General features: G+C 67.5%; 23 protein-coding genes. 10 read left to right on the top strand and 13 right to left on the bottom strand.

Annotated elements, in window-relative coordinates; genetic code table 11:
* Positions 1–15 precede the first annotated feature (15 nt).
* The 5 genes from CMV14_RS02195 to CMV14_RS02175 all read left to right on the top strand — a co-directional run bounded on the left by CMV14_RS02195 (position 16) and on the right by CMV14_RS02175 (position 3,407).
* Positions 16–762: an alpha/beta hydrolase family protein gene (locus tag CMV14_RS02195; protein WP_066960241.1), complete on the top strand. Its 747-nt coding sequence runs from the start codon at positions 16–18 to the stop codon at positions 760–762.
* Complete coding sequence (locus CMV14_RS02190) at positions 762–1,526, top strand: tetratricopeptide repeat protein (protein ID WP_066960240.1); 765 nt, start codon at positions 762–764, stop codon at positions 1,524–1,526. The genes CMV14_RS02195 and CMV14_RS02190 overlap by 1 nt, the downstream gene beginning before the upstream one ends.
* 256 nt (positions 1,527–1,782) lie before the next feature.
* On the top strand, positions 1,783–2,196 hold the full coding sequence (locus CMV14_RS02185) for a VOC family protein (protein WP_066960239.1): 414 nt from the start codon (positions 1,783–1,785) through the stop codon (positions 2,194–2,196).
* The gene (gloB, locus tag CMV14_RS02180; protein ID WP_066960233.1) at positions 2,196–2,927 is read left to right on the top strand and encodes a hydroxyacylglutathione hydrolase; all 732 of its coding nucleotides are present in this window, start codon (positions 2,196–2,198) and stop codon (positions 2,925–2,927) included. Before CMV14_RS02185 ends, gloB begins: the two co-directional genes overlap by 1 nt.
* A 90-nt stretch (positions 2,928–3,017) precedes the next feature.
* A complete protein-coding gene (locus CMV14_RS02175; protein ID WP_066960232.1) occupies positions 3,018–3,407 on the top strand; it encodes a hypothetical protein in 390 nt (129 codons plus the stop codon).
* 7 nt (positions 3,408–3,414) lie between these two features.
* On the opposite strand, the gene CMV14_RS02170 is transcribed toward CMV14_RS02175, so the two are convergent.
* Together CMV14_RS02170 and rlmN are read right to left on the bottom strand one after the other, a co-directional pair.
* Positions 3,415–4,641, bottom strand: a complete 1,227-nt coding sequence (locus tag CMV14_RS02170; RefSeq protein WP_066960225.1) for an SAM-dependent methyltransferase — start codon at positions 4,639–4,641, stop codon at positions 3,415–3,417.
* A gap of 109 nt (positions 4,642–4,750) precedes the next feature.
* The gene (gene rlmN, locus CMV14_RS02165; RefSeq protein WP_066960440.1) at positions 4,751–5,959 is read right to left on the bottom strand and encodes a dual-specificity RNA methyltransferase RlmN; all 1,209 of its coding nucleotides are present in this window, start codon (positions 5,957–5,959) and stop codon (positions 4,751–4,753) included.
* A 120-nt stretch (positions 5,960–6,079) separates the two neighbouring features.
* Between rlmN and CMV14_RS02160 the strand changes: the two genes are divergently transcribed.
* Positions 6,080–6,481, top strand: a complete 402-nt coding sequence (locus tag CMV14_RS02160) for a hypothetical protein (protein ID WP_066960437.1) — start codon at positions 6,080–6,082, stop codon at positions 6,479–6,481.
* Positions 6,482–6,536: 55 nt separating this feature from the next.
* On the opposite strand, the gene CMV14_RS02155 is transcribed toward CMV14_RS02160, so the two are convergent.
* Positions 6,537–6,962, bottom strand: a complete 426-nt coding sequence (locus tag CMV14_RS02155) for an organic hydroperoxide resistance protein (RefSeq protein ID WP_066960223.1) — start codon at positions 6,960–6,962, stop codon at positions 6,537–6,539.
* Positions 6,963–7,088: 126 nt separating this feature from the next.
* On the opposite strand from CMV14_RS02155, the gene CMV14_RS02150 reads away from it, so the two are divergent.
* Together CMV14_RS02150 and CMV14_RS02145 are read left to right on the top strand one after the other, a co-directional pair.
* Complete coding sequence (locus tag CMV14_RS02150) at positions 7,089–7,535, top strand: MarR family winged helix-turn-helix transcriptional regulator (RefSeq protein ID WP_066960221.1); 447 nt, start codon at positions 7,089–7,091, stop codon at positions 7,533–7,535.
* 8 nt (positions 7,536–7,543) lie between these two features.
* On the top strand, positions 7,544–8,071 hold the full coding sequence (locus CMV14_RS02145) for a phosphotransferase-like protein (protein WP_066960219.1): 528 nt from the start codon (positions 7,544–7,546) through the stop codon (positions 8,069–8,071).
* On the opposite strand, the gene CMV14_RS02140 is transcribed toward CMV14_RS02145, so the two are convergent.
* The 9 genes from CMV14_RS02140 to CMV14_RS02100 all read right to left on the bottom strand — a co-directional run bounded on the left by CMV14_RS02140 (position 8,061) and on the right by CMV14_RS02100 (position 14,113).
* Positions 8,061–8,648: a hypothetical protein gene (locus tag CMV14_RS02140; protein WP_066960214.1), complete on the bottom strand. Its 588-nt coding sequence runs from the start codon at positions 8,646–8,648 to the stop codon at positions 8,061–8,063. The genes CMV14_RS02145 and CMV14_RS02140 overlap by 11 nt on opposite strands.
* Positions 8,649–8,701: 53 nt before the next feature.
* Positions 8,702–8,983, bottom strand: coding sequence for a hypothetical protein (locus CMV14_RS02135; protein ID WP_066960212.1), 282 nt, complete (start codon positions 8,981–8,983; stop codon positions 8,702–8,704).
* Positions 8,984–9,002: 19 nt separating this feature from the next.
* Complete coding sequence (locus tag CMV14_RS02130; protein ID WP_066960210.1) at positions 9,003–9,596, bottom strand: DUF3501 family protein; 594 nt, start codon at positions 9,594–9,596, stop codon at positions 9,003–9,005.
* Between the two features lie 11 nt (positions 9,597–9,607).
* Positions 9,608–10,942, bottom strand: coding sequence for a heterodisulfide reductase-related iron-sulfur binding cluster (locus tag CMV14_RS02125; RefSeq protein WP_066960207.1), 1,335 nt, complete (start codon positions 10,940–10,942; stop codon positions 9,608–9,610).
* Between the two features lie 179 nt (positions 10,943–11,121).
* The gene (locus tag CMV14_RS02120; protein ID WP_066960205.1) at positions 11,122–11,538 is read right to left on the bottom strand and encodes a rubrerythrin family protein; all 417 of its coding nucleotides are present in this window, start codon (positions 11,536–11,538) and stop codon (positions 11,122–11,124) included.
* Positions 11,539–11,721: 183 nt separating this feature from the next.
* Positions 11,722–12,357, bottom strand: a complete 636-nt coding sequence (locus tag CMV14_RS02115) for a hypothetical protein (protein WP_238147166.1) — start codon at positions 12,355–12,357, stop codon at positions 11,722–11,724.
* Between the two features lie 105 nt (positions 12,358–12,462).
* The gene (locus CMV14_RS02110; RefSeq protein ID WP_066960204.1) at positions 12,463–12,645 is read right to left on the bottom strand and encodes a hypothetical protein; all 183 of its coding nucleotides are present in this window, start codon (positions 12,643–12,645) and stop codon (positions 12,463–12,465) included.
* A gap of 74 nt (positions 12,646–12,719) precedes the next feature.
* A complete protein-coding gene (locus CMV14_RS02105; protein ID WP_066960203.1) occupies positions 12,720–13,292 on the bottom strand; it encodes a hypothetical protein in 573 nt (190 codons plus the stop codon).
* Positions 13,293–13,381: 89 nt separating this feature from the next.
* The gene (locus tag CMV14_RS02100; RefSeq protein ID WP_066960201.1) at positions 13,382–14,113 is read right to left on the bottom strand and encodes a TerC family protein; all 732 of its coding nucleotides are present in this window, start codon (positions 14,111–14,113) and stop codon (positions 13,382–13,384) included.
* A 338-nt stretch (positions 14,114–14,451) separates the two neighbouring features.
* Here CMV14_RS02100 and CMV14_RS27350 point away from each other — a divergent pair, with 338 nt between their 5' ends.
* Positions 14,452–15,246: a cold-shock protein gene (locus CMV14_RS27350; protein ID WP_066960430.1), complete on the top strand. Its 795-nt coding sequence runs from the start codon at positions 14,452–14,454 to the stop codon at positions 15,244–15,246.
* A 72-nt stretch (positions 15,247–15,318) separates the two neighbouring features.
* Here CMV14_RS27350 and msrB read toward each other — a convergent pair whose 3' ends face one another.
* Positions 15,319–15,777, bottom strand: coding sequence for a peptide-methionine (R)-S-oxide reductase MsrB (gene msrB, locus CMV14_RS02090; RefSeq protein ID WP_066960427.1), 459 nt, complete (start codon positions 15,775–15,777; stop codon positions 15,319–15,321).
* Between the two features lie 178 nt (positions 15,778–15,955).
* Here msrB and queG point away from each other — a divergent pair, with 178 nt between their 5' ends.
* A complete protein-coding gene (gene queG, locus CMV14_RS02085) occupies positions 15,956–17,104 on the top strand; it encodes a tRNA epoxyqueuosine(34) reductase QueG (RefSeq protein WP_066960199.1) in 1,149 nt (382 codons plus the stop codon).
* The last annotated feature ends 28 nt before the right edge of the window (positions 17,105–17,132 follow it).

Genomic DNA, 17,132 nt, shown 5'->3' with positions numbered 1-17,132 from the left:
TGTAAAGCGCGATCCATGACCGCCCTTCTCACCCGCCCGGACAAGCCCGCCCTCGCCTATCGCTACCGCCCCGGCCGGGCGCCGACGATCGTCTTCTTCCCCGGCTACATGTCCGACATGGAGGGCGAGAAGGCGACCGCGCTGGACGCCTGGGCGGGGCGCGAGGGGCGGGCGATGCTGCGCTTCGACTATGCCGGCTGCGGCGCCAGCGAAGGGCGCTTCGCCGATTTCACCCTGGCGGACTGGCGCGACGACGCGCTCGACATGATCGCGGCCTTCGCGGCGCAGGGGCCACTGGTGCTGGTCGGGTCGTCGATGGGCGGCTGGCTGGCGCTGCTGGTGGCGCTGGCGCTGCCGGAGCGGTGCCACGCACTGGTCGGCATCGCCGCCGCACCCGACTTCACCGAATGGGGCTTCACCGAGGACCAGATCGAGCTGCTGCGCGAGGAAGCCCGGATCGAGCGGCCCACGCCCTATGACGACGAACCCTATGTGACGACGCTGGCCTTCTGGGAATCGGGGCAGGCGAACCTGCTGCTCGCCAAAGGAGAGAAGGGCGAGATCGCGCTGGATATGCCGGTGCGCCTGCTCCAGGGCCAGCTGGACGAAACGGTGCCGGTGTCGATCGCGCTCCGGCTCGGCCGGGCGCTGCGTTCAGCCGATGTGCAGACGATCCTCGTCAAGGACGGCGACCACCGGCTGTCGCGGCCCGGCGACATCGCCCTGCTGATCGCGACCGTCGCGCAGCTGATGGAGCCCTGATGTTCGCCCTGCTCGCCGCCGCGGCCGCGGCCGCCACCGTCGTACCCCCCGCGCCCCCCAGCCAGGCCGAGCATAGCGCGCGCGGCCAGCGCTGCGCGGCGCTCGCCAAGCGCGATCCCGCCCGCGCGATCGACGAGGCCCGCGCCTGGGGCATCGCCGGGGGCGGCATGGCGGCGCGCCAGTGCCTCGGCATCGCCCAGGCCGCGCAGGAGCAATGGCCCGCCGCCGCCGCCACCTTCGAGGGCGCCGCCAAGGACGCCCAGATCGGGCAGAGCCCGATGGCGGTGGTGCTGTGGATGCAGGCCGGCAACGCCGCGCTGGCGGGCGACGAGCCGGCCCGCGCCCGCGCCGCCTTCGACAAGGCGCTGTCGCTGCCCGGCCTGTCCAACGAGATGAAGGGCGAGGTCTATCTCGACCGCGCCCGCGCCGGGGTCGACGTCAACGACCTGCCCGGCGCGAAGGCCGACCTCGCCGAGGCGACCAAGCTGGTGCCGACCGACCCGCTCGGCTGGCTGCTGCGCGCCAATCTCGCCCGGCGCATGAATGACCTTCCGCTCGCCTTCAGCGCGATCCGCCAGGCCGCCGCACTGTCCCCCAGCGATCCGTCGATCGCCTATGAAGCCGGCAACATCGCCGCCGCCTCCGGCAATATCGCCGACGCGAAGGCGGCCTGGACCAGGGCAGCGCAGACGGCACCCGAGAGCAATGCGGGCAAGGCGGCAGCGCTGGCGTTGCAGAGTGGGGAAGCACCCGTGAAACCCTGACCGTCATGCCAGCGAAGGCTGGCATCCATGTCTGTCATCACGCGTGGTGCCGCCCGATGGAAGGCGGCTACGTCGATCATGACCAGACGTGGAAGCGGGACTGGAACCTCGACCCGATCGGCGTGACCAATCCGGAATGGGCTGATCTCCATCTGAGGATCATCGCATGAGGTGACAGACATGGGCCCCAGCCTGCGCTGGGGCGACGTCGTGGGGAGGGTTGAGAGGGGACGGCCACCGCCCTATCTCTCGCTCCATGAAATATCTCCACACCATGATCCGGGTCTCGGATCCCGAGGCCACCATCCGCTTCTTCGAGCTGCTCGGGCTGCGCGAGATCAAGCGCCTCGACAATGAGGCGGGGCGCTTCAGCCTGATCTTCCTCGCCGCGCCCGGCGACGAGGGCGCGCAGGTGGAACTCACCCACAACTGGGACGAGAAGGGCTATGACGGCGGCCGCAATTTCGGCCACCTCGCCTATCAGGTGGAGAATATCTACGAGACCTGCCAGCGGCTGATGGACGCCGGCGTGACGATCAACCGGCCGCCGCGCGACGGGCACATGGCCTTCGTCCGGACCCCCGACAATATCTCGATCGAGCTGCTGCAGGACGGCCGGCTCGATCCGGCCGAGCCCTGGGCATCGATGCCGAACATAGGCGTCTGGTGATGGCGGTCGAGGTTGTCCGTATCCCGGTGCTCAGCGACAATTATGTCTGGCTGCTCCACGACGACGCCTCCGGAGAGACGGTGGCCGTCGATCCGGCGGTGGCCGAGCCGGTGCTGGCCGAGGCGGAGAAGCGCGGCTGGACGATCGGCCAGATCTGGAACACCCACTGGCACGCCGACCATATCGGCGGCAATGACGCGATCAAGGCGGCGACCGGGGCGACGGTGAGCGCGCCGGCCGCCGAGGCCGCGAAGATTCCCAGCCTGGACGTCGCGCTGAAGGAAGGCGACTACGTCCATATCGGCGCGGTCGAGGGCAGGGTGATGGAGGTGCCCGCGCACACCGCCGGCCATATCGCGATCCACCTGCCCGAGGCCGGGGCCGCGTTCGTCGGCGACACGCTGTTCGCGATGGGCTGCGGCCGGCTGTTCGAAGGGACGGCCGAGCAGATGTTCCGCAACATGAAGCGGCTGGAGCAGCTGCCGCCCGAGACCCGCGTCTATTGCGCGCATGAATATACCCAGAGCAACGGCCGCTACGCGCTGGTCGCCGAGCCCGACAATGCCGCGCTGAGACAGCGCATGGCTGAGGTCGACGCGGCCCGCGCGGCGGGCGAGGCGACGGTTCCGACCACGATCGCGCTGGAACGCGCGACCAATCCCTTCATGCGCGCGGGCTCGGCCGGGGAGCTGGCGGAGCGCCGCGCCGCCAAGGATGTGTTCAAGGGCTGAATCGCGATATCATCGCCATCCGTCTTGGCCGTGAAGCCGAGTCGCTGCCGGTTGCGTTGTGGGCGTGATATCCGGATGAGGAGAGCTGCCATGATCCCGGCCCGATCGCTGCTGCCCCTGCTCGCGCTGCCGCTGCTGCTCGGCGCTTCGGACGCGCCCGCGCCGCTGTCGCCGAAAGCTATGAAGGAGCTGGCCGGGCGCACCGCCGGCGAACCTGTCAGCTGCATCCGGCTGACCCGCATCCGATCGTCCGAGATCGTCGACGCGACCGCGGTGATCTACAAGGAAAGCGCGCGCCGCTGGTACGTCAACCAGCCTGACGGCGGCCGCTGCGACATGCTCAACCCGCGCCGCATCATCATCACCCGAACCCCCTCGAGCCAGCTGTGCGGCAACGACCTGATCACCATCGCCGAGGCGGATTCGCCGATCACCTATGGGGCGTGCGGGCTGGGCAAGTTCGTGCCCTATACGCGCTGAGGCGCGATCATCGCGGCAGGGCCTTCTCTGCCTCCGCCATATAGTCGCGGGTGATCGGCAGTGCGCGGCGATCGCGGATATACTGAATCTGGTAGTTGCACAGATTGCCGTGGATGAAGGCCGCGCGCGCACCGGCCAGATAGAAGGTCCACATCCGGAAGAAGCGTTCGTCGTAGAGCGCGACGATCGCGTCCTTTGCCGCCATGGTGCGATCATACCAGCGATCGAGCGTCAGGCCGTAGTGGAGCCGCAGCGTCTCCACATCGGCGACGATCATCTTGGCCTGCTGGCTGGCGGAGACGATCTCCGACAGCGCCGGGTTGTAGCCGCCCGGGAAGATATATTTGAGCGTGAAGGCATCGGTCTTGCCCGGCACGCCGAACCGCCCGATCGTGTGGAGCAGCATCACACCGTCATCGGCCAGCAGCTCCCGGCATTTGAGGAAGAAAGCCTCATATTGCGGCACGCCGACATGCTCGAACATGCCGACCGAGACGATCCGGTCGAACCGGCCGTCCAGTGCGCGATAGTCGATCAGCTCGAACTTCACCCGACCGGAAACGCCCGCCGCCTCGGCCCGCTGCCGCGCGACCTTCAGCTGCTCCTCGGACAGGGTGACGCCGAGCACGTCGACGTCGGCGGCGCGGTTCAGATAGAGCGCCATCCCGCCCCAGCCGCAGCCGATGTCGAGCACCCGCTGGCCCGGTTTCAGATGCAGCTTGGCGGCGATGTGCGCCTTCTTGTCGGCCTGGGCGGTATCGAGGTCGTTGGCCGGATCGGTGAAATAGGCGCAGCTATATTGGCGGTCGACGTCGAGGAAGAGATCGTAGAGCCGGTCGTTCAGGTCGTAGTGATGGGCGACATTGGCCTTGGCGCGGCGGGCGTCGTTGAACGCCTGGATGCGGGCGCGCAGCCGATCGCGGACGAGGCTGGACAGCGTGCCGCGCAGCGTGACCCGCCCCTCCTCCCACTTGCCGTTGGCGCGCACCAGATCGACAAGGTCGCGGATGTCGCCCTGTTCGATCACCAGCCGGCCGTCCATATAGGCTTCGGCGGCATGAAGATGGGGGTTGCGCGCGATGAAGGCGGGCACCCCCTTGTCCACGAAACGGATGGTGACGGGCTTCAGCGCCGCATCGGGGCTGCCAAAGACCTTGGCGGTCCCGTCGGCCAGGATCATCGTGATCTCGCCGCGCTTGAAGAGGTGGCCGACGAACCGATCGAATAGCGACATTGGATGCACCCTCGGGGAAGGTGCATAGAAACCCGGTTTATCCCGTCTTGCAAGTGGCTTAGCGCTACGGATTTAACCGTTAAACGCGCTGTCGGTGATCGCGGCCGGATCAGCCCAGCGCGGCCTGCTTTTCGGCGGCCATGCGGTCGAGCTCGGCGCGGCTTTTCTTCTCGGCGGCCGACTTGAGCTGGCCGCACGCGGCCATGATGTCGCGGCCGCGCGGGGTGCGCACCGGCGCGGAGATGCCGGCCTTGAAGATCAGGTCCGAGAAGCGCGCGATCCGCTCGGGATCGGAGCAGTCATAGGCGGCACCCGGCCAGGGGTTGAACGGGATCAGGTTCACCTTGGCCGGCAGCTTGTACTTCCTGATCAGGCGGACCAGCTCGCGCGCATCGTCGTCGCTGTCATTCTTGTCCTTGAGCATCACATATTCGAAGGTGATACGCCGCGCATTGTTGGCGCCCGGATAATCGGCGCAGGCCTGGAGCAGCTCCTCGATCCCGTATTTCCGGTTGAGCGGCACGATCTCGTCGCGCACCTCCTTGGTGATCGCGTGGAGCGAGACGGCGAGGTTGACCCCGATCTCCTCGCCCGCGCGCGCCATCATCGGCACCACGCCGGCGGTCGACAGGGTGATGCGGCGCTTGGAGAGGGCGAGGCCATCGCCGTCCATCACCAGCTTCAGCGCATCGCGGACATTGTCGAAATTGTAGAGCGGCTCGCCCATGCCCATCATCACGATGTTGGTGAGCATCCGCCCTTCGGGCTGGCTGGGCCATTCCCCGAGCGCGTCGCGCGCCAGCATCACCTGGCCGACGATCTCGCCCGGGGTCAGGTTGCGCACCAGCTTCATCGTGCCGGTGTGACAGAAGCGGCAGTTGAGCGTGCAGCCGACCTGCGACGAGACGCACAGCGTGCCCCGATCGGCATCGGGGATGAACACCATCTCATAATCCTGGCCGTCATCCGAACGGAGCAGCCATTTGCGGGTGCCGTCGGTCGACACCTGCGCCTCGACGACTTCGGGGCGCGAGACGACGAAGCGCATTTCCAGCCAGGCGCGCATGTCCTTGGCGATGTCGGTCATGTCGGCAAAGGCGGTGACGCCGCGATTGTAGATCCACTGGAAGATCTGCTTGGCGCGCAGCTTGGCCTGCTTCGGCTCGAGCTGCGCCGTCTCCAGCGCCATGCGCAGATCGTCGCGCGACAGGCCGAGCAGGTCGATCCGCCCGTCCTGGCGCGGCTTCAGGTCGCGCGGGACGGGCACAGGATCTATGTGGCCGGGAATCGGCATATTGACAGGCTGCGGGTGATTCATGCCGGCCACATAGGCGATATCGCCCCGATTTTCCACCGTGGCGCGGAGCCATCGCATTTTGCTTCCGCCATATCGCCGAGCCTGTATAGCGGCAGGTGGAAAGTGATCCGGAGAGTCGATGTGACCAAGTCAGCCGCCGAGGTGATGCATGAGGTTATCCTCAGCGCCGTGATCGACGGGCTCGGGGCGCTGCGCACCGCATCGAAGGGCGTGCCCAATGCGATGCTGCGCGATATCGGCGCGATCCACCTCAACACCACCTTCCAGGACCTGCCGGCCGACCTGCAGGCGTCGATCCAGTCGAGCGTGCGGGCCGCCTTCACCCGGCTCCAGTCCGAAGGCTATACCGTCCTCAATCCCAAGGTGGCGGGGACCAACCGCCCGCCCCAGCCCGCGCCGCGCGCGCCGAAGGGCCCGGCACGCGGCCATGTCCGGGGCGGCCGCCCGCCGCGCCAGCCGCGTCCCGAAGGCGGTGGCCGCCCGGAAGGCGCGCCTCCCAAGGGCAAGCCGCCGCAGCGCTGACGCGAAAAGGGCGACCCGGACGGGCCGCCCTTCTTGTTTCCGGCAGGTGCCGCGCTCAGGCAACGCCGAGCTCGACCGCAATATTGCCCCGGATCGCGTGGCTGTAGGGGCATATGGTGTCGGCTTCGGCGACCAGCGCCTCGGCGGCATCGCGATCGACGCCGGGCAGGCTGACCTTGAGGCGGACGGCCAGGCCGAAGCCCTTGTCGGCGCGCGGGCCGATACCCACCGTAGCCTCGACGGTCGCGTCCGCCGGGACCTTGGCGTGCTGCCCCTGCGCGGCGACGAACTTCAGCGCGCCCAGGAAACAGGCGGCGTAGCCGGATGCGAACAGCTGCTCGGGATTATGCCCCTGGCCGTTGCCGCCCAGTTCCTTCGCGGTGCCGAGCACCACCTCGAAACCGTCATCGGTGCGGGCGCGACCGTCACGCCCGCCGGTGGCGGTCGCAGTGGTGGTGTAGAGAATTCTGGTGGTGGCCATGGGAGTATCCTTATCAGTTGGAGGCATTTTATATCGTGCACAATTAAATCGTGTACGATTTATCTAGGGACGCTAGTTGGGGTTGTCAACCTTGCGATTTAATCGTGTGCGATATATAATCCGGGTATGACCACGTCCTCCGGACCATTTGACAGGATGCTATGCTTCTCCGTCTATTCGGCGGGGCTCGCCTTCAACCGCGTCTACAAGCCACTGCTCGACAGGCTCGGCCTAACCTATCCCCAATATCTGCTGATCCTGGCGCTCGCCCATGAGGACGGGCAGACGGTGGGCGCACTGGGGGACCGGCTGTTCCTCGAATCGAACACGCTGACCCCGATGATCAAGCGGCTCGAGGCGGCCGGCTTCGTGACCCGCCGGCGCGACACCGACGACGAGCGGGTGGTGCGCGTCTCGCTGACCGACAAGGGCCGCGCCGCCGCCGCCGAGGAAGCCTGCATCTCGCCGGAGCTGCTCGAGGCAACGGGCATGGCGAGCTACGACCTGACCCGCCTCCAGCAATTGCTGACCCGGCTCGGCGGCAATCTGCGCGCGAGCGCGAGGCAGGGCTGAGCGCGCCGATGCAGCTGGTCTTCCTCTATGGCCAGGCGGCGGCGGGCAAGCTCACCGTCGCGCGCGAACTGGCGGCGATCACCGGCCTGCCGCTGTTCCACAACCATCTTGTCGTCGATGCGGTGATGGCGGTCTTCCCGTTCGGCAGTGATTCCTTCGTCACGCTGCGCGAGTGCTTCTGGCTGGAGACGATCGATGCCGCCGCCGCCGAGGGCCGGTCGCTGATCTTCACCTTCGCGCCCGAGCCCAGCGTCGCGACGGACTTTCCCCAGCGGCTGATCGCCATGGTCGGGCGGCGGGGCGGCAGCGTGCTGACCGTGGCGCTGGAGATCGATCCCGAGGAGCAGCGCCGCCGGCTGGTCGATGAGGGCCGCGCCGCCTTCGGCAAGCTGCGCTCGCTCGACATGTTCGATGCGCTCCACGGCGATTTCGCGCGCTGCATGGCGGCGATGCCGGCGGCCGATCTGGTGATCGACACCACCGCCACCGCGCCCGGCGAGGCAGCGCGGCGTATCGCTGCCCGCCTCAGCCGCTGACCGGCCTCCCCTTCCCCAGCCGGAGACGGCCCAGGCTCCACAGGATGACGAAACAAAGGCCCGCGACGCTATAGGCGTTGAGCCGGAAGAAGGCGGCATATTGCCCGGCGTCGAACCGGCCGAGCGGCGGTCCATAATGATCGTGGAGCAGCAGCGCGGCGGCCGCTGCAGCGAAGATACCGAGCGTCCAGCGCCCCTCGCCCCGGCGGAAAGCGAGCAGCCCGATCAGGCTGCACGCGACAAGGAACAGCTCGACACCCGAGGCCACTCCGAACGCCTTGGCGCTGACGATGCCGTTGCCGATCCCGGCGAGCGGCAGCAGCGCCCGGCCCATCGCGGCATGGCGCCGCGCGACCGCCGGGACGGCAAGGAAGAAGGGCGTCGACAGGAAGGTCCACACCGATATCCACCAGTCCCCGCCGACGATCCACAGCAGATAGAGCGGATAGATGGGCTGGTTCGACGCGACCACCAGCGCGATCCAGTTGCAGCTTTCCGCCAGCGGATCGGGATGCGCCGCATAGGCCTTCAGCCGCTGGAGCGGCGACGGGCGGGCGGGGAGGGCCGGATCGGACATGAAACGAGCTTGGCGATATTCGGGACCGGCGCAACCGGAATCGCCGGACGGCCTCAGCTCAGCCCCAGCATCCACTTCGCCAGATCGACCGCCTGCACCGGCGTATCCGGCGCGGCGTGGGCCAGTTCGGTGCGGTGGCGCATGATCCACATCAGGCAATCGGCGCGGCTCTCGAACACCGGATAGCCTTCGGTCGTCGCGGCGAAGCTGGTTTCGCCGACCAGATAGCGCGCGCCCTTGCGGCAGCCGGGCCGCCCGGCCCAGTCGCGGCAGGGCGCCGTGACCGCCGGCACCCACCAGCGGCGCGCGGGATCGAGTGTCTGCTCCTCGACCATGCCCGGCCCTCCTGTCCCCTTATGCGAAGTCCTTCAGCAATTCGGCCCGCATCGCATCGCCGACGATCGCGATATGGCCGTAATTCGGATGATCGATCTCGAACAGGATCGGGGTGCCCGGCTCGCGAAAGGCGGCGATCTGCGACGGGCTGAACGGGAAGCGGAAGAAATGCACTGCCGAGGTCTTGCCGGAGGCATTGGTGCGTTCCTCCTCGCCCACGGGCCGCGCGGCGATGCGATCGGGGCCGATCCGGATCGCGACATGGTCCTCGATCCGGCCGAGCGTCGCCAGCACCCGCGCGCGCTGGCCCGCGTCCTCTATCTCCAGCATCATCGTCGCGGTCAGCTCGGTGCCGTCGGGGATCATCGGGTTATAGGCGGCCAGCTCGTCGGCGAGCTGCTCGTCGCCGCCCTTCTCGATGTAGAGCATCTCCTGCACCTGCAGCCACATCGAGTCATAGCTTTCGAACAATATCGTCGCATAGGGCCCGACATGGAGGGTGCGCTTCGGCTTGTTGGCCATGCGGGCGGCGCGATAGTCCTTGCGGTGGGCGGCATAGTCGCGGGCCGGCAATATGTCGTTGGGCTCGATTCGGCGCTTGCTGGCGGGCATGTCAGACTCTTTCAGAAGCCATAGGCGCGGGCGAACAGCTCGATCGGGTGGCCCACCCGATCGGGCACCGGGGCGGCCGGGATCGTCTCGATCACCTGGCGCAGATGGACGCCGGCCAGCGGGCATTCGGACACGACATGCGCCGGAGTGTCCTTCGCCAGCGCCCGGCCGGCAGGCTTGCCGATTTTGATGCCGACGTCGAAATTCTTGGTGAACATCCCCCATTTGCCGCCATGGCCCGAGCAGCGCTCGACCACCGAGACCTGCGATCCGGGGATCATCCGCAGCATCTCCGCCGCCTTGGGCCCCTGGTTCTGCGCGCGCGAATGGCAGGCGAAGTGCATCGCCACCGGCCCGGCGAGGTCGCCCAGCCCCGGGGCCAGCCCCTCCTTCTTGGCGATGTCGACGACATATTCGGCGATGTCGAAGGTCGCCGCGGCCAGCTTCCTGACCTGGGGATCCTCGGGCAGGATCAGCGGCCATTCGAACTTGAGCATCAGCGCGCAGCTCGGCGTCAGCGCGATGATGTCGCGGCCCGCGTCGATCGCCGGCTCCAGCGCCGCCGCCACCAGCCGCGCCTGCGCCGCCACCCCGGCGAGGTCGCCATTCTCCAGCTTGGGCATGCCGCAGCAGCCGGGATGGGCGACGGCCATGTCGACGCCGTTATGCGCGAGCACCTTCTGGGTCGCGAGGCCGACGCCGGGCGTGTTGAAGTTCACATAGCAGGTCGCATAAAGCAGCGCCTTGCGGCCATAGGCAGGCGCCTGAGCGTTGATCGCGGCGCCCGATGCGGCGGCCTGCTCCTCGAAGGTCGCGTCGGCGAAGGCGGGAAGGTCGGCGCGGACATCGATGTCCGCCACCGCCTGGAGGATCGGCCGGGTCAGCATGTTGCCGCGCTTCGTCGCCCAGTTGGCGGGCCCCGCGACGAGGCTGGCGAGCTGGCCGTTGCGATCGGTTTTCGCCAGTTCCCTGTCGGGGAAGCTGGTCTCTCCCTTGGCGAACTCGATCGCGCGGGCGCGCAGCATCAGATGCGGGAAATCGAGATCGAATTCGTGCGGCGGCACATAGGGGCACTTCGTCATGAAGCACATGTCGCACAGGGTGCAGGCATCGACGACCGGCTTGAAATCCTTCGACTCGACGCTGTCCAGCTCGCCGGTCGGGCTCTCGTCGATCAGGTCGAACAGGCGCGGGAAGCTGTCGCACAGGTTGAAGCAGCGCCGGCAGCCATGGCAGATGTCGAACACCCGGCGCAGCTCGGCATCCAGCGCGGCCTCGTCATAATAGCCCTCCTCCTGCCAGGGGATGGGATGGCGGGTCGGGGCTTCGAGGCTGCCTTCGCGCATGGGCTCTCCCTTTTGGATGTGTCGCAACAGCCGGCATTCCTCCCCTGCGCTGCAGGGGAGGGGGACCATCCGCAGGATGGTGGAGGGGTGGCGCGTAAGCGCGGTCTGCGACGGCCTCCCCTCCACCGCACCTCGTGCGGTCCCCCTCCCCATACCGGGGAGGAACTAGGGCAAAGGCATCACGCCAGCGTTTCGAGCGCCTTGGTGAAGCGGCCGGCGTGGCTCTTCTCGGCCTTGGCGAGCGTCTCGAACCAGTCGGCGATCTCGTCGAAGCCCTCGTCGCGGGCGGACTTGGCCATGCCCGGATACATGTCGGTATATTCGTGGGTCTCGCCCGCGATCGACGCCTTGAGGTTCTTGATCGTGTCGCCGATCGGCTCTCCGGTCGCCGGATCGCCAGTCTCCTCGAGGAATTCGAGATGGCCATGGGCGTGGCCGGTCTCGCCCTCGGCGGTCGAGCGGAACACGGCGGCGACGTCGTTATAGCCTTCGATGTCGGCCTTCTGCGCGAAATAGAGATAGCGGCGATTGGCCTGGCTCTCGCCGGCAAACGCGGCCTTGAGATTCTCTTCCGTCTTGCTGCCCTTCAGACCCATGATCGCTCTCCTTCTCGCTGGAACCGGACTCCGCATTTCTATTGTTTGGAGAGCATCAGGTCGTGGCGGCGATCAAAAAGCAAATCGATAATTCCGCCGAGGCTGATCCAAGATTTCGATCAGTGGCGCGACAGGGTCCGGCAAGTAATGATGCAATTGCGAGGCAGTCGCAAAGAGAGAAGTTCAGCGCTTGGCGGCGAAATCCGGGAAGCCGTAATTCTGGGCAACCAGCATCGTGTGGGTGCCGGCGACATGCGGCGCCACCTGTACCACCTCACGCGTGTAGCGCAGCAGGTTGTAGGGGTTGCGATATTGCGCGCTGATGAGGATATCGAAGGCGTTGGATCCGTGGATGATGCTGGCGTTGACCAGCAGCAACGGCAGCTTGCCCCCGTCCAGATTGGCGTCGATCCAGGGCCGGGTGCGCGTGATGATCTCGGTGACGATGCGTTCCTGGCTCGGCTCGGGCCCTTCGCGCTGGGCTTCCCAGGCAAGCCGTTCCTCGCGCAGCGAGCCGAGATTGACCGAGACCGCGATCATCCCCTGCTCGGGGAGCTGCACCTTGTCCGCATGGCCGCTGGGCCACAGTACTTCGGAAATGCTGCCGTCGCTGACCAGCCGGCTGAGCGCGCGGGTGACCGCCTGGCGCTCATTGTCGCTGAGCGTTTCGCCCTCTTTCTCGTACCAGGCCTTGAGCGCGGCGCTGTCCAGGAAGGACTGGCGATCGTGCAGCCGCGGGAATTCCGCCGCCAGCGCCCGCAATATGCGCTCAGACGCGCCTGCCGGCTTGCCCGCTCCCGATTCGCTCCCACCCTTCATGACCGCTTCATGACCGAGTTACCGGGCCACGGCCAATCGAAAAGCGGCACGGATGCGATCGTGGCGAGGTGTATGGCATATATGCAACAGCAATACGGCAGAGGGTCAGCGCAGCTTGGCGATGTTCAGCCCGTCCGCCTTGGCGCGGTCCTTGGTCGATTCCTCGCTGCGCTTGAGCGCCTTGGCGATCGCCTTGAGCGCCATGCCCTTTTTCGCGAGGGTGTGAAGCTTCTGCACCTCGTCGGGGGTCCAGGGCTGGCGGTGGCGTTCGAAGCGGTCGGCGGACATGCCGCCTTCTTAGGGCCTGATCGTCCGGGGTGGAAGCGCCATGCGCCATCGCGAAGCGAACCCGGCGCGCCGCCTCACCCTTCGTCTTCCCCCTCATAATAGGGGTCGTCGTCGGGAAAGCGGCGCATCCGCCGTTCGATGACACGCTCGCGCCGCTCATAGGCGCGGTCCTCGCCATCGGGGTCCCAGCGGTCGCCCTCCTCGGACCAGCGGCGCTCCTCACGCCAGCGTTGCCGCCAGCGATGTTCATCCTCCTGCCGACGCTCGGCCCAGCGGCGATCCTCGGCCTCCCGCTCCTCCCAATAGCGATCCTCGTCGGCGGCGGGCGGCGGCGGCGCGGCACGGCGGGGGGCGGCCACCCGCGGCGGCGGCAGTACCGGCATCGGCGCAGGCACGGCCAGGGGCGGCGGGGCGGCGGCTTCGCCCGCATGCCAGCGCCGCCAGGCCTCGGCGCTCCAGACGGTGGCGGTGCGGCCCCTGGGCAGGGCGGCCGCATCGTCGCGGTGCGGATCGATGGTGGCGAAGGCGCGCAACGGCGAGGGCCGCGACTGCGGCGTCGTCGGCGGCACCAGCCAGGCGACGAGCCCCAGGAATGCCGCCGCGCCGGCGGCCAGCCGGACCTTCCTCGAATGGATATCGATATGCATCACGACACTCGAACGAACGAGTGCCTCATTTGGCACAGCGATGCTGAACGGCATGTGGCCGACGGGCCGCCGCGGCCGGGCGCGGGCCGCTACCGCTTCCTGCGCCGGCGCTGCACCATGTTCAGCCCCTCGACCGCCGCCGAGAAGGCCATTGCCGCATAGATATAGCCCTTGGGCACATGCGCCCCGAAGCCCTCGGCGATCAGCGTCATGCCGATCATGAACAGGAAGGCCAGCGCCAGCATCACCACCGTCGGGTTCTTCTCGATGAAGCGCGACAGCGGGCCCGCGGCGGTTATCATCGCCGCGACCGCGGCGATCACCGCGATGAACATGATCGGCACATGATCGGTCATGCCCACCGCGGTGATGATCGAATCGATCGAAAAGACCAGGTCGAGCAGGATGATCTGGACGATCGCCGCCCCGAAGGAGAGCCCGGCGCGCTCCGTGTCGAACAGCCCGTCGTCGCCCTGCACGTCGACATTGTGGTGGATCTCCTTGGTCGCCTTCCAGACCAGGAAGAGTCCGCCCGCGATCAGGATGATATCGCGCCACGACAGCGGATGGCCGAACAGATCGAGGATCGGCCGGGTCAGGGTGACGATGAAGGCGATCAGGCTCAGCAGCACCAGGCGCAGCCCCAATGCCAGACCGATGCCGATCGCGCGGGCCCGTGCGCGATACTGCTCCGGCAGCTTGTTGGTGAGGATCGAGATGAAGATGAGATTGTCGATGCCGAGCACGACTTCCATCGTCACCAGCGCGGCCAGCGCGGCCCAGTTGGCGGGATCGGCGAAAATGGCGGCAATGTCAGTCATGCTTTGTCCGAATCGTTCATCAGGGAATCAGCCGAGGGCGGCCTGAGACTTGGCGCGACTCGGACTGAAGAGGCGCGACCCTAGCCCGGGAATCGCGTTGCGCCGATGCCGCAGGGGGTAAGAAAATACGGTTACATGCTCGTCTCGGCGACAGTTTGGGCCAAATCGGCGTGCGGTTACAGGCCTTTGCATGGCGAAACCGCTCGCTAGACGCTTTACTTTGCTTTATGCCTCTGTTCAGGCGCGTCTGATTTTTGCGCGCCGGAGGGATGATGGGCCAACGCCCGGCGCCACATCCTTTCGATGCTCGGGGCGCGATTCGGGAAGATCTGCAAGGCATGGGTTTCGATAGAGGGAAGCGCGGTCCGCGCGGCGGCAGGGACAAGCGCGACGGCTTCGGTGACGAGAGTTACGGTGGCTATGGCGGCGGCGGCGGCTTCGGCGGCGACCGCTTTGGTGGCGGCGGTGACCGTTTCGGCGGTGGCGGCGGCTACGGCGGCGGCGGCGGTGACCGCTTCGGCGGTGGCGGCGGCGGCGGCGGTTTCCGCGGCGGTGGCGGCGGCGGTTTCGGCGGCGGCGGCGGCGGTGGCCGTGGCGGCATGCCGGCCCAGGTCATCGGCGAGGGCAAGGGCGTCGTCAAATTCTTCAACGGCCAGAAGGGTTTCGGCTTCGTCGTTCGTGACGATGGCGGCGAGGATGTGTTCGTTCATATCTCCGCGGTCGAGCAGGCCGGCCTGACCGGCCTGGCCGAAGGCCAGCCGCTCGAGTTCACCCTCGTCGATCGCGGCGGTCGCATTTCCGCGACCGACCTCAAGATCGAGGGCGATCCGCTTCCGGTCGAGGAGCGCGCACCCCGCGAGCCGCGCGAAGGTGGTTTCGGCGGTGCGCCGCGTGGCGGCCCGTCGCGCCAGCTGACCGGCGAAAAGGCCACCGGCACGGTCAAGTTCTTCAACGCGATGAAGGGCTTCGGCTTCATCCAGCGCGATGACGGCCAGCCCGATGCCTTCGTCCACATCTCGGCCGTCGAGCGCGCCGGCATGACCAACCTCAACGAAGGCGACCGGCTCGAGTTCGAGCTGGAGGTCGATCGTCGGGGCAAATATGCTGCGGTGAATCTCACCCCGCTCAGCTGATCGGGCGAACGCCTGACGAAAAAGCCCGGCCATCCCCAGGGGTGGCCGGGCTTTTTCGTTGAAGCCGCGCGATCAGGCCTTCTTCGGCACGAATTTCAGCGCGACGCCGTTCATGCAGTAGCGCTTGCCGCTGGGCGGCGGGCCATCGTCGAAGACATGGCCGAGATGGCCGCCGCAGCGGCTGCAATGCACCTCGGTCCGCGCATAGCCGATCGCATAGTCGGTGCTGGTGCCGACCGCGCGGGGCAGCGGGCGCCAGAAGCTGGGCCAGCCGGTGCCGCTATTATATTTGGTGAGCGAGGAGAAGAGCGGCAGATCGCAGCCCGCGCACAGATAGGTGCCGGTGCGGTGCTCCTTGTTGAGCGGGCTGGTGAAGGGCCGCTCGGTCGCTTCGTGGCGCAGCGTCGCATAGGCATCGGGGCTCAGCCGCTTGCGCCATTCGGCGTCGCTCAGGGTGAAGGCGAAGCCCTGCTTCTCCTTCGGTGCCGAAAAGGCCCGGCCCGCGATGATCGCGGTCACCGCGGTCGCCATCCCCGCGCCCAGCAAGCCACGCCGATCGATCACCGCCTTCTCCTTGGTCTTCTCCGCATGTGGAGACGGAAAGGATACGGTTCAACCTTGGGCTTGGTTACAATCCTGCCCGGATTCGCAGCCCATCATCGTCATTCGGGCTGACGCGGGACGACGGCGGAGGATAGGAGTCTATGGAATGACCACCGATCCCTCTTCGCTGCGCGAGGCGATCCGCGCCGAGGCGCTGGCGCTGGGCTTCGCCGCGTGCGGCTTTGCCCGCGCCGATGCGGCGCCGGAAGCGGCGGAACGGCTCGACGACTGGCTGGAGGCCGGCGCGCACGGATCGATGGACTGGATGGAGGCGCGCAAAGGCCAGCGGGCGCGGCCGCAGGCCCTGTGGCCCGAGGCCCGCAGCCTGATCATGCTGGGCATGAGCTATGCCCCGCGCGAGAATCCGATGCGGCTGGCAGACGAACCCGGCATCGGCCGCATCTCGGTCTATGCGCAGGGCGCCGACTATCATGACATCGTCAAGAAGGCGCTGAAGCATCTCGCCCGCTGGCTGGTCGATCGCGCCGGGGGCGAGCTGAAGGTATTCGTCGACACCGCCCCGGTGATGGAGAAGCCGCTGTCGGCCGCCGCCGGGATCGGCTGGCAGGGCAAGCACAGCAACCTCGTCTCGCGCGATCATGGCAGCTGGCTGTTCCTCGGCGCGATCATGACCAGCCTCGATCTGCCGCCCGACGAGGCCCATGACGATCGCTGCGGCAGCTGCGACGCCTGCCAGACGGCCTGCCCGACCGATGCCTTCCCCCGCCCCTATGTGGTCGATGCGCGGCGCTGCATCTCCTATCTGACGATCGAGCATAAGGGGCCGATCCCGCATGAATTCCGTTCGGCCATCGGCAACCGCATCTATGGCTGCGACGATTGCCTGGCGGTCTGCCCCTGGAACAAATTCGCCCAGGCCGGCGCCGCCAACCGCGCCTTCGCCGCCCGCGCCGAGCTGGCCGCACCCGAACTGGCCGACCTGCTGGCAATGGACGACGCCGCCTTCCGGGCGATCTTCTCGGGATCTCCGATCAAGCGCATCGGTCGCGACCGGATGCTGCGCAACGCGCTGATCGCCGCCGGCAACAGCCGGCGAGCGGGCCTGGTGCCGATGGTCGAGGCGCTGCTCGACGATCCGGCGCCGGTGGTGCGCGGCGCGGCGGTCTGGGCGCTGGCACGGCTCGACCCCACGCGATTCGCGGTGCAGCATGCCGCCCGGCTACCCTCTGAAAAAGACCAGCAGGTCGGCAAAGAGTGGAATGTTGCGATTGCGAAGACCGGCGCGGCCGACTAACAGGCCGCTGTAACGGTCGTTTGGGAGA

The organism is Rhizorhabdus dicambivorans, from assembly GCF_002355275.1.
Lineage (GTDB): Bacteria > Pseudomonadota > Alphaproteobacteria > Sphingomonadales > Sphingomonadaceae > Rhizorhabdus > Rhizorhabdus dicambivorans.
This window is presented reverse-complemented; position numbering and strand designations above follow the sequence as displayed.

What these genes read in the sequence shown, in the direction of transcription:
- CMV14_RS02155 (WP_066960223.1), bottom strand. Translation starts at nt 6,962, where the DNA reads ATGGCCACCACCAGAATTCTCTACACCACCACTGCGACCGCCACCGGC.
- CMV14_RS02195 (WP_066960241.1), top strand. Translation starts at nt 16, where the DNA reads ATGACCGCCCTTCTCACCCGCCCGGACAAGCCCGCCCTCGCCTATCGC.
- CMV14_RS02170 (WP_066960225.1), bottom strand. Translation starts at nt 4,641, where the DNA reads ATGTCGCTATTCGATCGGTTCGTCGGCCACCTCTTCAAGCGCGGCGAG.
- CMV14_RS02105 (WP_066960203.1), bottom strand. Translation starts at nt 13,292, where the DNA reads ATGCATATCGATATCCATTCGAGGAAGGTCCGGCTGGCCGCCGGCGCG.
- CMV14_RS02115 (WP_238147166.1), bottom strand. Translation starts at nt 12,357, where the DNA reads ATGAAGGGTGGGAGCGAATCGGGAGCGGGCAAGCCGGCAGGCGCGTCT.
- queG (WP_066960199.1), top strand. Translation starts at nt 15,956, where the DNA reads ATGACCACCGATCCCTCTTCGCTGCGCGAGGCGATCCGCGCCGAGGCG.
- CMV14_RS02145 (WP_066960219.1), top strand. Translation starts at nt 7,544, where the DNA reads ATGCAGCTGGTCTTCCTCTATGGCCAGGCGGCGGCGGGCAAGCTCACC.
- msrB (WP_066960427.1), bottom strand. Translation starts at nt 15,777, where the DNA reads ATGGCGACCGCGGTGACCGCGATCATCGCGGGCCGGGCCTTTTCGGCA.
- CMV14_RS02100 (WP_066960201.1), bottom strand. Translation starts at nt 14,113, where the DNA reads ATGACTGACATTGCCGCCATTTTCGCCGATCCCGCCAACTGGGCCGCG.
- CMV14_RS02150 (WP_066960221.1), top strand. Translation starts at nt 7,089, where the DNA reads ATGACCACGTCCTCCGGACCATTTGACAGGATGCTATGCTTCTCCGTC.
- CMV14_RS02175 (WP_066960232.1), top strand. Translation starts at nt 3,018, where the DNA reads ATGATCCCGGCCCGATCGCTGCTGCCCCTGCTCGCGCTGCCGCTGCTG.
- CMV14_RS02140 (WP_066960214.1), bottom strand. Translation starts at nt 8,648, where the DNA reads ATGTCCGATCCGGCCCTCCCCGCCCGCCCGTCGCCGCTCCAGCGGCTG.
- CMV14_RS02185 (WP_066960239.1), top strand. Translation starts at nt 1,783, where the DNA reads ATGAAATATCTCCACACCATGATCCGGGTCTCGGATCCCGAGGCCACC.
- gloB (WP_066960233.1), top strand. Translation starts at nt 2,196, where the DNA reads ATGGCGGTCGAGGTTGTCCGTATCCCGGTGCTCAGCGACAATTATGTC.
- CMV14_RS02110 (WP_066960204.1), bottom strand. Translation starts at nt 12,645, where the DNA reads ATGTCCGCCGACCGCTTCGAACGCCACCGCCAGCCCTGGACCCCCGAC.
- CMV14_RS27350 (WP_066960430.1), top strand. Translation starts at nt 14,452, where the DNA reads ATGGGTTTCGATAGAGGGAAGCGCGGTCCGCGCGGCGGCAGGGACAAG.
- CMV14_RS02130 (WP_066960210.1), bottom strand. Translation starts at nt 9,596, where the DNA reads ATGCCCGCCAGCAAGCGCCGAATCGAGCCCAACGACATATTGCCGGCC.
- rlmN (WP_066960440.1), bottom strand. Translation starts at nt 5,959, where the DNA reads ATGAATCACCCGCAGCCTGTCAATATGCCGATTCCCGGCCACATAGAT.
- CMV14_RS02190 (WP_066960240.1), top strand. Translation starts at nt 762, where the DNA reads ATGTTCGCCCTGCTCGCCGCCGCGGCCGCGGCCGCCACCGTCGTACCC.
- CMV14_RS02125 (WP_066960207.1), bottom strand. Translation starts at nt 10,942, where the DNA reads ATGCGCGAAGGCAGCCTCGAAGCCCCGACCCGCCATCCCATCCCCTGG.
- CMV14_RS02120 (WP_066960205.1), bottom strand. Translation starts at nt 11,538, where the DNA reads ATGGGTCTGAAGGGCAGCAAGACGGAAGAGAATCTCAAGGCCGCGTTT.
- CMV14_RS02135 (WP_066960212.1), bottom strand. Translation starts at nt 8,983, where the DNA reads ATGGTCGAGGAGCAGACACTCGATCCCGCGCGCCGCTGGTGGGTGCCG.